Annotated in this window: 19 protein-coding genes and 1 tRNA gene; 12 read left to right on the top strand and 8 right to left on the bottom strand. The window is 69.2% G+C overall.

What is annotated here, in order from left to right; translation table 11 throughout:
* Positions 1-22: 22 nt before the first annotated feature.
* Complete coding sequence (cobF, locus tag OG741_RS33305; RefSeq protein WP_405603850.1) at positions 23-778, bottom strand: precorrin-6A synthase (deacetylating); 756 nt, start codon at positions 776-778, stop codon at positions 23-25.
* Between the two features lie 81 nt (positions 779-859).
* On the opposite strand from cobF, the gene OG741_RS33310 reads away from it, so the two are divergent.
* From OG741_RS33310 to OG741_RS33320, 3 genes are read left to right on the top strand one after another with little or no spacing between them, the layout of a single operon-like run.
* Positions 860-1,570, top strand: coding sequence for a (Fe-S)-binding protein (locus OG741_RS33310; protein ID WP_405603851.1), 711 nt, complete (start codon positions 860-862; stop codon positions 1,568-1,570).
* Positions 1,567-2,985 (top strand): LutB/LldF family L-lactate oxidation iron-sulfur protein, encoded by a 1,419-nt coding sequence (locus OG741_RS33315; protein ID WP_405603852.1) that lies wholly within the window; start codon positions 1,567-1,569, stop codon positions 2,983-2,985. The genes OG741_RS33310 and OG741_RS33315 overlap by 4 nt, the downstream gene beginning before the upstream one ends.
* Positions 2,982-3,614 carry a lactate utilization protein C gene (locus OG741_RS33320; protein ID WP_405603853.1) on the top strand — a complete coding sequence of 211 codons (633 nt, stop codon included), beginning with the start codon at positions 2,982-2,984 and terminating at the stop codon, positions 3,612-3,614. Before OG741_RS33315 ends, OG741_RS33320 begins: the two co-directional genes overlap by 4 nt.
* A 5-nt stretch (positions 3,615-3,619) precedes the next feature.
* Here the strand turns inward: OG741_RS33320 and OG741_RS33325 are convergent, their stop codons facing one another.
* Complete coding sequence (locus OG741_RS33325) at positions 3,620-4,093, bottom strand: DUF309 domain-containing protein (RefSeq protein ID WP_405603854.1); 474 nt, start codon at positions 4,091-4,093, stop codon at positions 3,620-3,622.
* 91 nt (positions 4,094-4,184) lie between these two features.
* Between OG741_RS33325 and OG741_RS33330 the strand changes: the two genes are divergently transcribed.
* From OG741_RS33330 to OG741_RS33340, 3 genes are all read left to right on the top strand, one after another.
* Entirely contained in the window at positions 4,185-4,718 is a 534-nt protein-coding gene (locus OG741_RS33330) for a winged helix-turn-helix transcriptional regulator (protein ID WP_405603855.1), read from the top strand.
* A gap of 85 nt (positions 4,719-4,803) precedes the next feature.
* Positions 4,804-4,877: transfer RNA gene (locus OG741_RS33335), tRNA-Pro, on the top strand.
* 71 nt (positions 4,878-4,948) lie between these two features.
* Positions 4,949-5,092: a hypothetical protein gene (locus OG741_RS33340; protein WP_405603856.1), complete on the top strand. Its 144-nt coding sequence runs from the start codon at positions 4,949-4,951 to the stop codon at positions 5,090-5,092.
* 64 nt (positions 5,093-5,156) lie between these two features.
* Here the strand turns inward: OG741_RS33340 and OG741_RS33345 are convergent, their stop codons facing one another.
* Entirely contained in the window at positions 5,157-6,308 is a 1,152-nt protein-coding gene (locus OG741_RS33345) for a hypothetical protein (protein ID WP_405603858.1), read from the bottom strand.
* 245 nt (positions 6,309-6,553) lie between these two features.
* On the opposite strand from OG741_RS33345, the gene OG741_RS33350 reads away from it, so the two are divergent.
* The 3 genes from OG741_RS33350 (at position 6,554) to OG741_RS33360 (ending at position 7,822) form a co-directional block, all read left to right on the top strand.
* Positions 6,554-6,742, top strand: a complete 189-nt coding sequence (locus tag OG741_RS33350; RefSeq protein WP_405603860.1) for a DUF6381 family protein — start codon at positions 6,554-6,556, stop codon at positions 6,740-6,742.
* A gap of 233 nt (positions 6,743-6,975) precedes the next feature.
* A complete protein-coding gene (locus OG741_RS33355; RefSeq protein ID WP_405603862.1) occupies positions 6,976-7,509 on the top strand; it encodes a type 1 glutamine amidotransferase domain-containing protein in 534 nt (177 codons plus the stop codon).
* Between the two features lie 136 nt (positions 7,510-7,645).
* Positions 7,646-7,822, top strand: coding sequence for a CsbD family protein (locus tag OG741_RS33360; protein ID WP_405603864.1), 177 nt, complete (start codon positions 7,646-7,648; stop codon positions 7,820-7,822).
* Between the two features lie 137 nt (positions 7,823-7,959).
* Here OG741_RS33360 and OG741_RS33365 read toward each other — a convergent pair whose 3' ends face one another.
* Complete coding sequence (locus tag OG741_RS33365; RefSeq protein WP_405603866.1) at positions 7,960-8,193, bottom strand: hypothetical protein; 234 nt, start codon at positions 8,191-8,193, stop codon at positions 7,960-7,962.
* Between the two features lie 108 nt (positions 8,194-8,301).
* A complete protein-coding gene (locus OG741_RS33370; protein WP_266483695.1) occupies positions 8,302-8,529 on the bottom strand; it encodes a hypothetical protein in 228 nt (75 codons plus the stop codon).
* 299 nt (positions 8,530-8,828) lie between these two features.
* On the opposite strand from OG741_RS33370, the gene OG741_RS33375 reads away from it, so the two are divergent.
* On the top strand, positions 8,829-10,241 hold the full coding sequence (locus OG741_RS33375; protein ID WP_405603868.1) for a DNA-3-methyladenine glycosylase 2 family protein: 1,413 nt from the start codon (positions 8,829-8,831) through the stop codon (positions 10,239-10,241).
* 24 nt (positions 10,242-10,265) lie between these two features.
* Here OG741_RS33375 and OG741_RS33380 read toward each other — a convergent pair whose 3' ends face one another.
* The 3 genes from OG741_RS33380 to OG741_RS33390 form a co-directional block, all read right to left on the bottom strand.
* Positions 10,266-11,093, bottom strand: a complete 828-nt coding sequence (locus tag OG741_RS33380; protein WP_405603870.1) for a glutaminyl-peptide cyclotransferase — start codon at positions 11,091-11,093, stop codon at positions 10,266-10,268.
* Positions 11,094-11,112: 19 nt separating this feature from the next.
* Positions 11,113-12,600: a polysaccharide biosynthesis tyrosine autokinase gene (locus OG741_RS33385; protein ID WP_405603872.1), complete on the bottom strand. Its 1,488-nt coding sequence runs from the start codon at positions 12,598-12,600 to the stop codon at positions 11,113-11,115.
* A gap of 115 nt (positions 12,601-12,715) precedes the next feature.
* Entirely contained in the window at positions 12,716-13,984 is a 1,269-nt protein-coding gene (locus OG741_RS33390) for a nucleotide sugar dehydrogenase (RefSeq protein ID WP_266483707.1), read from the bottom strand.
* A 115-nt stretch (positions 13,985-14,099) separates the two neighbouring features.
* Here OG741_RS33390 and OG741_RS33395 point away from each other — a divergent pair, with 115 nt between their 5' ends.
* Entirely contained in the window at positions 14,100-15,308 is a 1,209-nt protein-coding gene (locus tag OG741_RS33395; RefSeq protein WP_405603874.1) for an NAD-dependent epimerase/dehydratase family protein, read from the top strand.
* Positions 15,296-16,318, top strand: a complete 1,023-nt coding sequence (locus OG741_RS33400) for an MraY family glycosyltransferase (RefSeq protein ID WP_405603876.1) — start codon at positions 15,296-15,298, stop codon at positions 16,316-16,318. Before OG741_RS33395 ends, OG741_RS33400 begins: the two co-directional genes overlap by 13 nt.
* Positions 16,319-16,374 lie beyond the last annotated feature (56 nt).

The raw sequence follows: 16,374 nt of genomic DNA on the forward strand, positions 1-16,374 counted from the left end.
CAGCGCCCGGAGACGGGTTGTGTCAGCCGCGCCGCAGCAGATAGGTGTCCATGATCCAGCCCTTGCGGGCACGCGCCTCGGCCCGCAGCTCCTCGATCCGCCCGGACACCTCCGCGAGCCGGCCCGCGACCAGGATCTCGTCCTCGGTGCCCACATAGGCGCCCCAGTAGATGAAGAGATCCTGGTCGAGATGGCGGGTGAACGCCTGTCGCGCGTCGAGCATCACCACCACGTCGTCCACACCCTCGGGCCAGCCCTCGGCGAGCCGGCGGCCCGTGGTGATCTGCACCGGGCGGCCCACCCGGTTCAGAGCGGTGCGGTGCCTGGCCAGCAGCGACGAGACGCTGCTGATGCCCGGCACCACCTCATGCGCGAAGGCGACCGTGCCCCGCTCAAGGATCTCCTCAAGGATGGCGAGCGTGGAGTCGTACAGGGCGGGATCGCCCCACACCAGGAACGCACCGCACTCGTCATCGCCCAGCTCCTCGGCGATGAACCGCTCGTACAGATCGGCCCGGCGGCGGCGCCAGTCGTCGACAGCGGGGGAGTAGTCCGATGTTTCCCGGTCCCGCTCCGGATCGCGCGCCTCGACCAGACGGTAGGCGCGGTTCTCGACATGGGCGTCGAGAAGGTCCCGCCGCAGCCGGATCAGATCCGACTTCTCCTCACCCTTGTCGAGGATGAAAAACGCATCCGCCTTGTTCAGCGCCTTGACGGCCTGCAAGGTCAGCTGGTCGGGGTCGCCCGCCCCGATGCCGATCACATAGATCTTTCTCACCCCACCGATTATGCGCGGCACCCCTCGTCCGGCGGTATGCGGGACCTACCGGGGCCGCCGGTCGCGGCATATCCTCCGACCATGCGTGTCGCACTCTTCGTCACCTGCGTCAACGACGCGGTGTATCCGGCCACGGGCATCGCGACCGTCAGACTCCTGGAACGGCTGGGGGTGGAGGTGGACTTCCCGGCGGCGCAGACCTGTTGCGGACAGCCGCAGTACAACACCGGCTACCGGCGGGAGACCGAGCCCCTGGTACGGCGGACGGCGCAGGCCTTCGAGGGCTACGAATATGTCGTGACGCCGTCGGCGTCGTGCGCGGCGATGGTGCGGGAGCATTATCCGAAGTTCGGGGAGACGGCACTCCCGGCCCGTACGTACGAACTCACCGAGTTCCTGGTCGACGTCCTCGGTGTCACCGATGTCGGAGCCTGGTTCCCGCACACCGTCACCTACCACCCCTCCTGCCACGGGCTGCGGGCCCTGGGCCTGGGGGAGCGGCCACGCAGGCTCCTCGATGCGGTCAAGGGCCTGGAGCTGAGGGAACTGCCCGGTGCCGAGGAGTGCTGCGGTTTCGGCGGGACCTTCGCCGTCAAGAACCCCGACGTCTCCGCCGCCATGGGCCAGGACAAGGTCCGCAACGCCCTCGCCACCGGCGCCGAGGTGCTGTGCGGCGCCGACAGCTCCTGTCTGATGCACATCGGCGGCATTCTGCGCCGCCAGGACGCCCCGCAGCGCGCCCTGCACATCGCCGACATCCTCGCCAGTACCGAAGAGGAGCCCTTGCTGTGAGCGGTACGTATCTCGGCATGCCGTCCTTCCCCAAGGCCGCCGCGGACGCCGTCCACGATGTGACGCTGCGCGCCAATCTGCGCCACGCCACCCACACCATCCGCGACAAGCGGGCCAAAGCCGTGGCGGAGCTGGAGGACTGGGCGCTGCTGCGCGAAGCGGGCAAGCAGATCAAGAACCACACGCTCCGCCATCTCGACCGCTACCTGGAGCAGTTGGAGTCGGCAGTCGTCGCGGCCGGGGGCACGGTCCACTGGGCCGCCGACGCCGCCGAGGCCAATCGCATCGTCGCCGATCTGGTGAAGGCGACGGGCCGGAGCGAGGTCGTCAAGGTCAAGTCGATGGCGACCCAGGAGATCGGCCTCAACGAAGCGCTGGAGGCCGAGGGCATTGCGGCGTACGAGACCGACCTCGCCGAACTCATCGTGCAGCTCGGCCACGACCGCCCGTCCCACATCCTCGTCCCGGCCATCCACCGCAATCGCGGCGAGATCCGCGACATCTTCCGCAAGGAGATGGGCAGTTGGGGCAGAGCGGCCCCGGAAGGACTGACCGACACCCCCGCCGACCTCGCCGAAGCCGCGCGCCTGCATCTGCGTGAGAAGTTCCTGCGCGCCAAGGTCGGCATCTCCGGCGCGAACTTCATGGTCGCCGAGACCGGCACCCTCGTCGTCTTCGAGTCCGAGGGCAACGGGCGGATGTGTCTGACCCTCCCCGAGACCCTGATCTCAGTCGTCGGCATCGAGAAGGTGGTCCCCACCTGGCGCGACCTCGAGGTCTTCCTCCAGACCCTGCCGCGCTCGTCGACGGCCGAGCGCATGAACCCGTACACCTCGATGTGGACGGGGACGGCCGACGCCGACGGACCGCGGACCTTCCACCTGGTCCTGCTCGACAACGGCAGGACCGAGACCCTCGCCGACGAGGTCGGCCGCCAGGCGCTGCGCTGCATCCGCTGCTCGGCCTGCCTGAACGTCTGCCCGGTGTACGAGCGGGCCGGCGGCCATGCCTACGGCTCGGTCTACCCCGGCCCGATCGGAGCCATCCTCAGTCCCCAACTGCGGGGAATCCAGAGCGAGATCGACGCCTCGCTGCCGTTCGCGTCCTCGCTGTGCGGCGCCTGCTACGAGGTGTGCCCGGTCGCCATCGACATCCCCGAAGTCCTCGTCCACCTCCGGGAGAAGGTCGCCGACCGGGGCGGCAAGGGGCACCGCGTCGAAAAGGCGGCGATCAAGGCGGCGGGGTGGATCCTCGACCATCCGGCCGCGCTCGCCGCCGGGGAGAAGGCCGCCGCCAGGACCCGCAAACTGCATCCGAAGAAACTCCCGGGCGCGGGGGCATGGACCGCGGACCGGGAACTGCCCGAAATGCCCGCCCAATCCTTCCGTGACTGGTGGAAGAGGAACCGCACATGAGCGCCTCACGCGAGCGCATCCTCGCCCGTGTCCGTGCGGCTGTGGCCGACGCCCCCGAGGCGCCCGAGCCTGCCCGCGACTACCTGGAGAGCCATACCTCCGACGATCCCGCCGAGATCCTCGATCTGCTGCACGAGAACCTCGCGGACTACCGGGCGATCGTGCACCGCGCCACCGAAGCCGAACTGCCCGCCCTCATCGCCGAGTTGCTCGACACTCACCGTGCGCGATCGGTCGTCGTACCGGACGGGCTGCCCGAAGCCTGGCTCACCGACACGACCGCCGAACAGCGCACGGACGACGGTCCGCTCACTCCGTACGAGCTGGACGCCATTGACGCCGTGGTGACCGGCTGCGCCCTCGCCATCGCCGAGACCGGCACGATCGTCCTGGACGCGGGCCCCGGGCAGGGGCGCCGGGCGCTCACGCTCGTTCCCGATCTGCACATCTGCGTCGTCAGGGCCCCGGGGCAGATCGTCGCCTCCGTGCCGCAGGCGATGCCGCGCATCGACCCGACCCGCCCGCTGACCTGGATCTCCGGTCCCTCGGCCACCAGCGACATCGAGCTCGACCGGGTCGAGGGCGTCCACGGCCCCCGCACCCTTGAGGTCGTACTGCTGCGGGACTGAGCCTGCTACGAGACCGAGATCAGCTGCGGCGCCTCGGCGCCCGCGTCAACCGGTCCGTCGAGCCGGGCCGCGAGCTGCCGTGCCCAGGCCGTCAGACCGGCCACATCGATGGCGTACGGGTCGTGGTAGCCGGAGATCCGGTCCGCGCCGCGCAGCAGCAACCGCGCCCCGCCCGCCGTATTGCCGCGGGCGGCATGCGTGAGCCCCACCGCCAGCTGCGCCAGTCCGCGCCAGAGCTCGCGCTCCGCCTCGGGCCCGGTCTTCCAGGCGTCCTCGAAGACCTCGTGGGCGTGGAAGGGCATGCCCGCGTCGAGCAGCCGCTGGGCATCGGCGAGCGTCTGGCCGGGGGCGCGGACGACGCCCTCGGGCTGCCGTTCCACTCCCTGCGTCCCGTACGGGAGAGGGCGCCCCAGCCCGTCGCGCGGCCGTGCGCTGCGGGCGCGCCCTTCGGTGTCGCGGTCCCTGCGTGCCTTGTCCACCCATCGATTGTCCCCCGTGCCACGGACCAGGTGCCCGGGCGGGGGCGTCGGCAGACGGCAGGGAGTGAGTTGGATGTGGCAACCTAGTGGCATGAAGGCACGCACCACCGAGGACCACAAGCTCCCCGCACTCGCCCTCGACTCGCGTGGCCGGCCCTGTTCGATCGCCGCATCGCTCCAGGCCGTCGGCGAGAAGTGGTCACTGCTGGCGGTGCGGGAGATCAGCTTCGGCAACCGCCGCTTCGCCGCGATCGCGCGCAACACCGGCGCTCCCCGCGATGTCCTCACCGCGCGCCTGCGTCATCTGGAGTCCGTCGGCGTCCTGACCCGGCGGCAGTACAGCGAGCACCCTCCGCGCTTCGAGTACCACCTCACCGAGGCGGGGCGGGACCTGCTGGTGGTGCTGACCACGCTGCGCGCGTGGGGCGACCGGTGGCTCGTCGCCGAGCCGCCCGCCGTCTTCGGCCACTCGTGCGGCGAAGAGCTGGACATGGTCCACAGCTGCCGTCACTGCGGCCAGGAGGTCGTGCCCGAGGATCTGCGGCTGGACGTGCGCACGCCCGGCTGGAATTCCTCCGGACCCGTCGAGTCCCCGGCTGCCGACTCGTCGGCCGGGAGCGAATGACCGCAGGCCGTGCGTCCGGTGGCCCGGTGCGGTGAGGTAGTGTTCTCCTGCGCGCTCGGCCGGGAAACCGGGAGGATTCGCGCAGCGGGACGTGGCGCAGCTTGGTAGCGCACTTGACTGGGGGTCAAGGGGTCGCAGGTTCAAATCCTGTCGTCCCGACTTGTAAGAGTCGCAGATCAGGGGCCGTTTCAGTGCAATCTGAAACGGCCCTTGACCATTCTTGGGGCCAGTTGCGGAACAACGGGCTTGACCGCGTCAGTTGGCGGCGTGAACCGCGGATGGGCTTCGCCTTCTGCGGACTGGACACTGCCCTCTACCACGGCACCGAATCCGAGGGCGAGCAGGCGATCTACATGAGCATGTCCTGCCCCTGAGCATCGTGCAGAACAGATGGTCCCCAACTGGTCCCAGGTGCCTGGACATCGGCCACCTGGATGGTCACGGCGTGCTCCAGCGCAGCACCGCTCCCAGCCCGCCCGCCGGACCGTGCATGCCCTGAGGCACGAGCAGTACCTCGGCGTCGGCCGCCGCGGCCGCCCGCAGCAGCGCGTCGTCCGCGCGTGCCTGGACGGGCTTGGCGACGCCCATCGCCTGGGCCTGGCCGCGCTGTACGGCGACGTCGTCCACGCCGGGGCCGATCCATACGTCGCGTGCCGCGTCCGACGCGTCCTGCGCGAGCAGGAGCGTGGCCACCTGGTGGCTGCGGGCCGCGTCCACGACAGCCGGAACCCCTTCCGCGGCATCCCCGCGGCCGGTGTCGACGGAGGCTTTGCGGTGCTCGCCCGGGCGGCCGCGTCCGATACGGAAGCGCTCCAGGGCGCTCTGGAGCCGGTTGCGCGCGTACGCCTCACGGGCCTCGGCGATCTGGCGGTCGAGCACGCTCTTGGAGGCGCCCGGCGATCTGCTGCCGCTCTCGGCCTCGACGGCAGCGGACCGGATGTGTTCCGGCAGCCGGTGGTGCACCGCCTTGCGCTCGCGGGAGTCTCCGGTCAGGACCAGCAGCCGGGCGCCGCTGTCGGGCCACTGCTTCGCGATCTCGCCCGCGATGATGTCGGCGGTTTCGTTCCAGCTGTTCTCGACCTTGTTCCGGTAGTGCCACTCGTAACGGTCGGCGGGGATGCTGCGATGCCCGCGGCCCCGCCACTCCTTGCCGTTGGCATGGCCCAGGGTCTCGCGGTGGTGTGCGTCGCGCAGCTCCAGATCGGCGCCGGTCCGGTCGATGTACGCCACCAGGCAGGGGGGTTCGTCGCCACGCAGCCCGGCGAGCGGGGCGACGTGGGGCAGGATCGACCACGTCGCCTCGGTGTTGAGGGGAGATACGGCGAGCCGTAGGTCGAGCACGACCTCGGCGCCGGCGGCGAAGATCGCCCGGCCGGGAGGCGCCCCGGAGACCGGCTCATGGGAGAGCGTGTCGATCACCGCCTTGACGGTGTAGGCGTCGGCGCTGGCGTCGATGAGCTGCGCCGCCACAAAGCGCTCACGGAGCTTCTGGACCTTTGTGGCTTCCTCGGTCGCGCGCGAGGTGTCGATGTAGACGGAGGCCCAGGGGCCTGGACGATCGAAGAGCGGCTTGAGAAAAGCAAGTTCCATGATCTCCCCCAGGCTTGGGAGGGTGATTACTACCAGATTACGACGACCTGCCCAAAGTGCCCTGCGGAATCGAGCAAGTTGAGGCGCACCCGAGCAACGACCCGTTCGTGGACCCGGACCGCTCACGGGCACCGTCCGCGGCGCGGTCCTGCGGTGGTTGCAGCGCGTAACGGTTCATATTGCGAGCGTGTCGGGGCGCTGCTTCGCTGAGGGAGTCCGCTCTACCCGACGTCCAGGGAGTGACGATGAGCGTTGCAGGTGAATCCGGTGGCCGAGTCCGGCAGATGCGCGAGAAGGCCAAGCAGATGCAGGAGGCCGCGGAGCGCACGAACGACCCGCAGGAGCGTCAGCGGCTCCAGGAGAAGGCCCGGAAGCTGCAGGAGCAGAGCGAGCAGGAAGGCGGCATGGGCAGCGGGGACCCTCGCCCCCTGTAGGTGCCCGCACCACGTGAACGGCTGACGGCCTGTCCTTGGGGCAGGTCGTCAGCCGTCGCTGTTGTGCCCCGTCGGCTCGGGCGCCCGGTCGGCAGGTGTGGCCGCGGACTGTGGCTCGTCGCCGGTTTGCCGGTGATCAACCCCGAACTCGTAACGGGGGATACTCCGCCGAGCCATGGGAACCCGGCGACCGACAGCGGCACGAGCAAGGCGCGCGAAAGGACGTGAGCCCCATGAGAGTGGCGTTCCTCATGGCCCCCCAAGGGGTCGAACAGATCGAGCTGACCGAGCCGTGGCAGGCCGTCGTCGACGCCGGTGGAGAGCCGGAACTGCTGTCGACGAAGCCCGGCCGTGTGCAGGCATTCCGTCACCTCGACAAGGCCGACACCTTCGCCGTCGACCGGACGGTCGCCGAGAGTGATGCCGCGGTCTACGACGGGCTGGTGCTCCCGGGAGGCGTCGCCAATCCGGACGCACTGCGTATGGACGAAGCGGCCGTCGCGTTCGTCAAACGCTTCTTCGGCCTCGCCAAGCCGGTGGCCGCGATCTGCCACGCCCCGTGGACGCTGGTGGAGGCGGACGTGGTCCGCCGTCGGACCCTGACCTCGTGGCCCAGCCTACGAACCGATATCCGCAACGCGGGCGGGACCTGGGTCGACGAGGAGGTCGCGGTCTGCCGCGCCGCCCCGGCAACGCTGATCACGAGCCGTAGACCGGCCGATCTGAAGGCGTTCTGCTCGACGTTCCTGCCGGAATTCGGCGGCTGAGCCCTTGGAGTGCGTCACAGGTCGAGCAAGATCAATCAAATTGTCACGATAAGTGTTCAGTTGCGTACTTTGAGCGATGGGCGCAGTGTGGTTACGGCGTTCCACGCCACACCCGAGAAACCCGAAAGGACATGTCATGGGTAAGGCAAAGGCCAAGGGCAAGCAGGTCAAGGGTCGGATGAAGGAATCCGCGGGCAAGGCCATGGGCGACCGGGGCATGCAGGCGGAGGGCCGGGGCGAGCAGATCGCCGGCTCGACCCAGGAGGCCGTGCGAAAGGCCGCCGACCAGGCGAGGAAGCCGGGCGGACGGTAAGTCCCCGGCCAGGTGGACGGGCTGCCCCGGGGCTACGGTCCCGGGGCGGCCCGCTGTCCGGCCACGACTCGCCTGAGAGGGCGTAGGGGAGTACGCCGGAAGGGCGGATAGTTGTCAGTTCAACCGGCGCCCCGCACTCAGGAAACCCGCCTGTCCTCGCGCAGCGCGGGTTGGAGCCTGGACACCAGACGGAAGAAGTCGGCCTCGTTGCCCGCCATGCCGAGAGCGCTCAGCGCCTCGTCCGCCTCGGCGATAGGCGCGGTGAGCAGCGGCAGGGGGAGCAGCGGCTGTTCCGTTTCGGAGAGGACGGCCCGGGTGGTCTGCAGCAGTCGTACGTACGCCTGTGCCGCGGCGAGTTCGGAGTCGGTCATGTCGGTTGCCCCCTTGGAAAGGTGTCGGACCGTCAAGCATCTCGCGAGGCACTGACAATGCACGCCGGGCAGCGGGTTCGCCCGGCCCTGCCGCAGGGCGGGGGCAGTTCACGGCATGAGTTCCAGGGGGTCGTACTCATGGGGCCGGTCGCCCACCCACTCGATCCAGGTCGGGTCGTCGAGCAGATTGTCCGCGTCGGGCAGCCCGGCCCGGCGGAGGAATTCCAGCAACTGGTCGTCGGAGTGGGCGAGCCCCATGATCTGATCCCGCACGGTGACCCGGCGGCCACCCGACGGGGAGATCCGGTGTACAACGATCGGTGGGTGCACAGCCATGTCTCCAGCGTCCGTCCATCATGGCCCGGCGGCATCCGGACACCCTGCATCCTCGCGCACCGCGGGGGCGGCCGGAACGCCCCCGTGATCAGCGGTGCGTTCACCGTCGGGTTGGAGGCGTCGTCGGTGCCGTGAACGACGAGTGTCCCGACGCGGCGTCCCGATGAACCGCGCCGCGCGACGGACCTGTTCGAGGCCGGAGGGCAACTTCTCGGTGGCCGTGCGCCGCACAACTCCACGCCGAACGTCATGTCCGATTTCCGCCAGCCCCGGCCCCCGGCGGTGCCCATACTGGCCGTATGACGATCGAGGACAGCAGGATGGACAGCAGGTACGAGGCGGTGAGCAGCCGGGACGCCCGGTTCGACGGGATGTTCTTCTTCGCCGTGGCCACCACCGGGATCTACTGCCGCCCCAGCTGTCCCGCGATCACGGCCAAGCGCCAGAACGTGACCTTCTACCGGACGGCCGCAGCCGCCCAGGGCGCGGGATTCCGGGCCTGCCGCCGCTGTCGCCCCGACGCGGTGCCGGGCTCCGCCGAGTGGAACGCCCGCGCCGATGTCGTCGGCCGGGCCATGCGGCTGATCGGCGACGGCATCGTGGACCGCGAGGGCGTCGCGGGCCTCGCCGACCGGCTCGGCTACAGCGCCCGCCAGGTCCAGCGGCAGCTGAACGCGGAGCTCGGCGCCGGCCCCATAGCCCTCGCCCGCGCCCAGCGCGGACACACCGCACGCGTACTGCTGCAGACGACCACCCTGCAGGCGGCGGAGATCGCTTTCGCCTCGGGTTTCGCGAGCGTGCGGCAGTTCAACGACACCATCCGCGAGATCTACGCGGCCACCCCCAGCGAACTGCGCTCCGCCCGGCCCGGACGCGGCTCGCGCTTCGGCCCGGTCGCCCCGGCCAACGGCGCCTCCGGGGTGCCACTGCGGCTTGCCTATCGCGGCCCGTACGCCTCGGCGGAGGTCTTCGACCACCTCACCGCGCGTGCCGTCACCGGCATCGAGGAGATCGTCGGCGAGCGCGGTACCCGGACCTACCGGCGCACTCTGCGGCTGCCCGGCGGATCCGGCGTGGCCGAGGTCGCCGAACAGCCGGGCGCGGGGGGCTGGTTGGAGTGCCGACTGCACCTCACGGACCTGCGGGACCTGACGACCGCCACCCAGCGGATGCGCCGCCTCTTCGACCTCGACGCCGACCCCTGCGCTGTCGCCGAACGCCTCGGCGCAGACCCGGCTCTGGCTCCCCTGGTCGCGGCCCGCCCCGGTCTGCGCGCGCCGGGCACGGCCGATCCCCACGAGCTCGCGGTACGGGCCGTGCTGGGCCGGCGGGAGCTCTGCGACGAGATTGTCGCGGCGTACGGGCAGAAGCTGCCCGAGCCGAGCGGCGGGCTGACACATCTCTTCCCGCGCGTCGAGGACTTGACGGCTGCGGAGCCCACCGCGCTACGCACCCTGGCGACCGCGCTCGCGGACGGCTCGCTGATCCTCGACCTTGGGGCTGACCGGGGCGAGGCGGAACAGCAGCTGCTCACGCTGCCGGGCATCGACCGCCGGACGGCGGGCTACATCCGGATGCGGGCGCTCGGCGACCCGGACGTCCTGCTGCCGGACGACGTGGCGGTGCGAGCGCAGACGGGGGATGGGGAGAGGTGGCGGCCGTGGAGGTCGTACGCGATGCACCACCTGTGGGCCAGGGCGTCCGGAAGCTGATCCACAAACGGCCGACGGTGTGGGTCACCGGGGAACGAACGCGACCCGGAACATCTTGGGCCACCACTTGCCGGTGAGCAGGAACTGGCGGGTCCCGGGAACGGCCGCGATACCGTTCAGGACATCCGCTCGGGCAGCCTCCTGTGGCGTGAGCAGCCCCGCGGCGTCGATTTCCCCGGTGACCGTGCCGCTATTCCCGTCGATGCGCATGATCCGGTCCGACCGCCAGACGTTGGCGTACACGAGGTCGCCGACGCATTCGAGCTCATTCAGCCGGCTCACGGGGCGCCCACCGGCGGTGACGGCAACCTCCCCTGTTTTCACGAGTGTCCTGGGGTTCCGGAACGTGAGCCGGGAGGAGCCGTTGCTCGTCACCAGCCGGTCGCGATGCCGCTGGTGGCACAGGCCCCAGCCCTCGTCCCCGTACGGGACCCGGCGCAGCTCGGCCAGCGTTCGCGCGTCCCGTTCGAGGGCCAGGCCGTTCCGCCAGGTGAGCTGCCACAGAGTGGGTCCCATGACGGTGATCCCTTCGCCGAACAGCGGCCGGGCCAACTCGGCGCGGACTGCCGGAAATCCGTCGAGCGGGCCCGCCCGGACCGAGGACTGTCCGACCACGCCCGTGCTCTCGTACAGCGTGCCGTCTTCGGTCATCTCCAGGCCCTGGGTGAAGGCCTTCGGGTCATGGGGCAGGGTTCCGACGACCTCGGCCCGCAATTGCTCGATCCCTGTCGCGGCCCGCACCGCAGGGCCGCGGCCGATCTCCCCGGCCCCGCCCCCCGTCCCACACGACGTGGCGAGCAGTCCACCGACCAGAGCCACGACCACGACGGGGACCGTCAGTGCGGCACGCATGACCTCACGCTGCCCGGTTCTACGATCGTGTCTTGGACGGCACCCGCGCTCCGTGCTCCTTGTCGGCCGGCCGTCGGCCGGGCACCACTGCCGCCAAGCGCGACGACACGAGCGCGGTGAGCCGGGCTGTCGTGTCCTGCTTGGGCCGGTAGCTGTACGCATAGGCGTGTGCGTCGCCCTCTCCGCGTACCGGAGCCGCGTTCAACACGGCTCCCAGCACAGGGACGTTGACGCGTTCGAGGATGCGCAAGGCGTCGACGACCTGGCTCCGGCTCGTCCGCCCGGCGCGCGCCACGAGCAGGTAGCCGTCGATGGCGGGTGCCATCGCTGTGGTGTCGGCGAAGGGGAGTACCGGGGCCGTGTCCACCACGACGTGGTCGAACTGCTCGGCAAGAGTGCGCAGCAGGGAGGCGAAATAGGTGCTGCCCAGGAGCTGCGTCGGGTTGGGAGGGATCCTCCCGCTGGCGAGCACCGAGAAGGTACCGGCCGACTGGAGTACCTCATGCAGTTCGGCCTGGCCCACCAGAGCGGTGGTGAGCCCGGCGTCCCTGACCAGGCCGAGGGCCGGAGCAATCGACGGCCGGCGCAGGTCGCAGTCGATCAGACATACCTTTGCCCCTTCTTCGGCCAGTGTGGCGGCCAGGTTGACCGACACGCTGCTCTTGCCCTCACGCGGCAGCGGGCTGGTGACGGCGATCACCTTCGGCCGCTGGTCCACTTCCGCGAACTGCAGGTTGACACGAAGCTTCCGGAAGCCCTCGGCACGCGGACTGTGCATGTCGTCGCGCAGGGAGACCGGTTGCCGTGCGGCACGCGGGTCCTGAACGATGCTGGACAGTACGGCGGGCCCCCCGGCGGCTGCCAGGCACTCGGCGAGGGCCTTGGAGTCACGCATCGACGTGTCCACCGTCTCCAGCGCCACACCCAGCCCGAGTCCGAGCAGCAGGCCCACCGCCAGACCCAGGGCAACGTTGACCGCGGTGTTCGGGGACGAGGGCGCGGTCGGCACGGCGGCAGGGTGTGTCACGGTGAGCCGTACCGGGGAGGGGAGCTTGCTCGACTCGGGACGCTCCAGCTTCCTGATCACGTCGGCGAAGCGCCGAGCGACCGCGTTGCTGAGCAGGGCGGCTTGTTCCGCACCGGTGTCGGTGACGGTCAGGCGGACCAGAACGGTGTTGAGCGGCGCCTCTGCCTCGACCCGCTCAGCCAGCTGGTCCGACGTCATCGTGAGCCCGAGGGATTTCACGACCGGTCCGGTCACCGCGGGGCTCTCCGCCACGTCGGCGTAGGACTGGACTCTGGCCTGGGCGAACGAGTTGCCCTCGTTGAGCTGGGAGGTGTTGGTGTCGGCCTGGAGGGACACGAAGAGCGTGGTCGTCGCCCGGTACTCCGGAGTGACGAGGACACTCGCCAGGACGCCCGCCACCGTCCCCAGCACAGTCACGAGGGCGATGACGTGCCAACGACGGGAAAGGACACGTAGGTAGTCGCGCAGATCCAAGGCCATTCCCCAGTCGGAGGCAGTGAGTGAGCAGTCAGCCTAGGAGCAGGCTCAGGGATTTGGGGCGCATGGCATGTGCACTCGACTTTTCGTACCCCAATGGAGTGCACCGGCCGCCTTTTCAGAGACGCTCGACTGTTTCCACGCGGCATCGATTGCAGGCGTCGAATACGTAGTCGGCGACACGCTCCACCATTGCGTAGTCGAACGAGTCGTGGTCGGTGGCAATGACCACGGCATCGGCGGCCGCGACTTGTTCCTCCGTGAGGTCGACGCACAGAATGTCGTCGGGCAGCTGACGAGGGTCGACGTGCGGTTCCACGGCGAGGACGTGAGCGCCCATGTGCTGGAGCCCGAGAGCCACCGCGACGGAAGGGGACTCCCGGATGTCGCCGGTGTTCCTCTTGTAAGCGAGCCCGAGGACCAGAACCTGGCTGCCGTTGACCGGCTTGCGCCGGGCGTTGAGCCCTCTGGCCACCCGCAGCACCACATGGTCGGGCATATGGCTGTTGATGTCGTTGGCCAATGCCACGAAGCGGAAGTCGTGCCGCAGCCTCTGCTTGACCTGCCACGAGAGGTAGGACGGGTCAATGGGCAGGCAATGTCCGCCGACGCCGGGCCCGGGCAGAAAGCGCATGTAGCCGAAGGGCTTCGTCGAAGCGGCGTCGATCACTTCCCAGATGTCGATGCCGAGCGGTTTGCAGAACATCGCCAGCTCGTTGACGAGGGCGATGTTGACATGGCGGAACGTGTTCTCCAGGAGCTTGGTCAGCTCGGCCGTGCGGGGTGAGCTGACAGGGACGGTGCGGTCCACGATGTCTTCGTAGAAGAGCTCCACATGTCGCAGGGAGTCCTCGTCCATTCCGGAGACGACCTTCGGGGTGTTCTCCAGCCGCCAGGTCGGGTTTCCCGGGTCGATCCTTTCCGGGCTGTATCCGAGGAAGAAGTCCTTGCCCGCCTGAAGCCCGCTGCCCGCCTCCAGGATCGGGCACACCACGTGCTCGGTCGTGCACGGGTACGTGGTCGACTCCAGGATCACCGTGGCGTTCGGCCGGAGGTGCAGGGCGATTTCCCGCGCGGCGCTCTCCACGAAACTCAGGTCGGGGGCGCCCTCCTTCAGAGGCGTGGGCACCGTGATGACGCAGACATCGAAGTCCGCCGCGTCCGCGTAGTCGGTACTCAGCACATAGCGGCCCGAGTTGAGGGCGGCCAGCAGGCGGGGCGACGTCACGTCCTCGGCGAACGACTCGCCGCCGGCCAGACGCTTGACGCGCATCTCGTCCACATCGAGACCGACGACGTTGCGCCCGGCCTCCACTGCGCGAACGGCAAGTGGAAGGCCCACGTACCCCTGGCCGACCACCACTACCTTCTTTGTTGCCTCCGACATGGTCGGACTCCTCTCTGCTGGCCATGCAGAATGTTTCGTTGGGATATGCCCGGTGCTCGCCCGACGCGGCTTTCTGTCCGTCTCCCGAGTGAACACGCGCCAGGCGAATGGGGGCATGTCGGCAGCCAAGGAGTGCGAATGGTCTAAGGGCGGGATTCAATTCATTCTTTTTGCGCCATCCCTGGCTATGGTTTCCGTGCGTTGCCGGGCACTTGCCCCCGGCAACGCCCACCCGCAGACATGGAGTGACGGCGTGATGGAACGTCCGAAATACCTGGTCACCGGAGGAGCCGGCTTCATCGGCTCCCATCTCGTCGATGCACTTCTGGCGCGTGGTGAGCCGGTCGTCGCACTCGACGACATCAGCACGGGAAGCCTGGTGAACCTTGCACGAGCGCGCGAGCAGGGTCACTTCCAGTTCGTCCACGGTTCCGTACTGGATACATCGCTCGTCGACAAGCTGGTCAGTGAATGCGATGTCGTGGTGCATCTGGCGGCGGCCGTAGGTGTGAAACTCATCGTGGAACAGCCACTGAATTCCTTCACCATCAACACCAAGGGCACTGAAACGGTGCTCAGTTCCGCTCACCGCCATGGCCGGAGAGTCCTCATTGCCAGCACGTCGGAGATCTACGGCAAGAACTCGTCCGGACCGCTGAGCGAGACTTCCGACCGCGTCCTCGGCAGCACCTCCGTCCCGCGGTGGTCCTACAGCACCGCCAAGGCGGTCGATGAGATCCTTGCCGAGCTCTACCGCCGGGAGTACGGACTGCGGTCCACCATCGTGCGGTTCTTCAACACCGTCGGCCCTCGACAGAGCGCCGCCTACGGCATGGTCATCCCGAGATTCGCCCGTCAGGCAGTGAGGGGAGAACCCCTCACCGTCTACGGCACCGGACAGCAGAGCCGCTGCTTCCTCCATGTCGCAGACGTGGTCCAAGCGCTCTTGTTGCTGATCGACCGTCCGGAGGCCGTGGGCCAGACCTTCAACATCGGGAGCGACGAGGAGATCAGCGTTCTGGAACTGGCGCGGCGGATCATCGCGTGCGCCAAGAGCAGTTCGACGGTGCATCGTCTCTCGTACAGCGAGGTCTACGGACCGGAGTTCGAGGACATGGAGCGCAGGGTCCCCGACACCACGAAACTGAGGAACTTCACCGGCTGGCAGCCGCATCGGAACCTCGACGACGTGTTGGTCGACGCCGTCGAAGACGCCCGGAGCGACGTGAGGAGGCAGGCACTCGGGGCCGCCGACAGCTCGGCGAAGGGAGGACCAGGCGACGCCAAGAGCCGGACGGCGCTGGTGGGTCCATGTCCGGTCTGAGTCCGTGGCTCGTGTCGGCGGTCGCAGGCGTGGGGGCACTCTTCATCGCCGCCCTGCTGACCGAGCCCCTGCGACGCCTGGCCCTGCGGCGCGGGTACACCGACCGGCCGAGCGCACGCAAAGTCCATGTCCGTCCCACTCCCTATCTCGGCGGCATCGCGGTCGCGATCGCCACGGTCGGCTCGGCGTGCGCGGCGACAGTCGTCGTGACGGGGACCGACACCACAGTCCTCGTCCTGCTCGCAAGCGCCTCGCTCATCGCCGTGTTGGGCCTCGGCGACGACCTGCGTCCGCTCAGCATTCGTCTGCGTCTGTGTGTCGAGGCGGCGGCAGCCCTGGCGGTGGTGCTGTGGTGCGGCCATCCCGTTCTCTTCGGTTCATGGCTCGACGTGGTGGTCGCGGTCGGATGGATCCTCTTCACCACCAACGCGTTCAACCTGCTGGACAACATGGACGGCGTGGTGTCCACCGTGACCGCCGTCACCGCGGGATTCCTGTGCTGCGCCGCCCTCTCCGTGGGACTGGCCGGCCTTGCCCCGGTCATGGCTGCCCTCGCCGGAGCCAGCGCGGGCTTCCTTTTCCACAACTGGCATCCCGCGCGGATCTTTCTCGGTGACGCGGGCTCGCTCTTCGTGGGCTTTCTGGTGTCGTCCGCCACCGTGACCCTGCACAGGGACACCGCCGCCCTTTCCGGGTACACCAGCCTGTTGCTCATCACGCTGGTGGTCACCGCGGACACCGGCCTGGTCATGGTCGCCCGCCGCAGGGAGGGCAGGCCCCTGCTGCAGGGCGGCAGGGACCACATCGCCCACCGGCTGCGCAGCCTCGGGCTGACCGTCCGCCAGGTGACCGTTGTCCTCGGCGGTTTCGCGGCCATGTCGTCTCTGACGGCGGTGCTCGTCATGTTCAGGGTGTTCCCGCAGAGCGCGGTGCTTGCCGCGGTGGTTGTGGTGACCGCGGTGACCGCGCTGGCGTGGGGTCTGCTGTTGAGAGTCCCTGTGTACACGTAGACGGCGCGGCCACAGAGTTGAGGGGAGCCCCGGCGTATCGCCGGGGCTCCCCTCAG

Source organism: Streptomyces sp. NBC_01410, assembly GCF_045040195.1.
GTDB lineage: Bacteria > Actinomycetota > Actinomycetes > Streptomycetales > Streptomycetaceae > Streptomyces.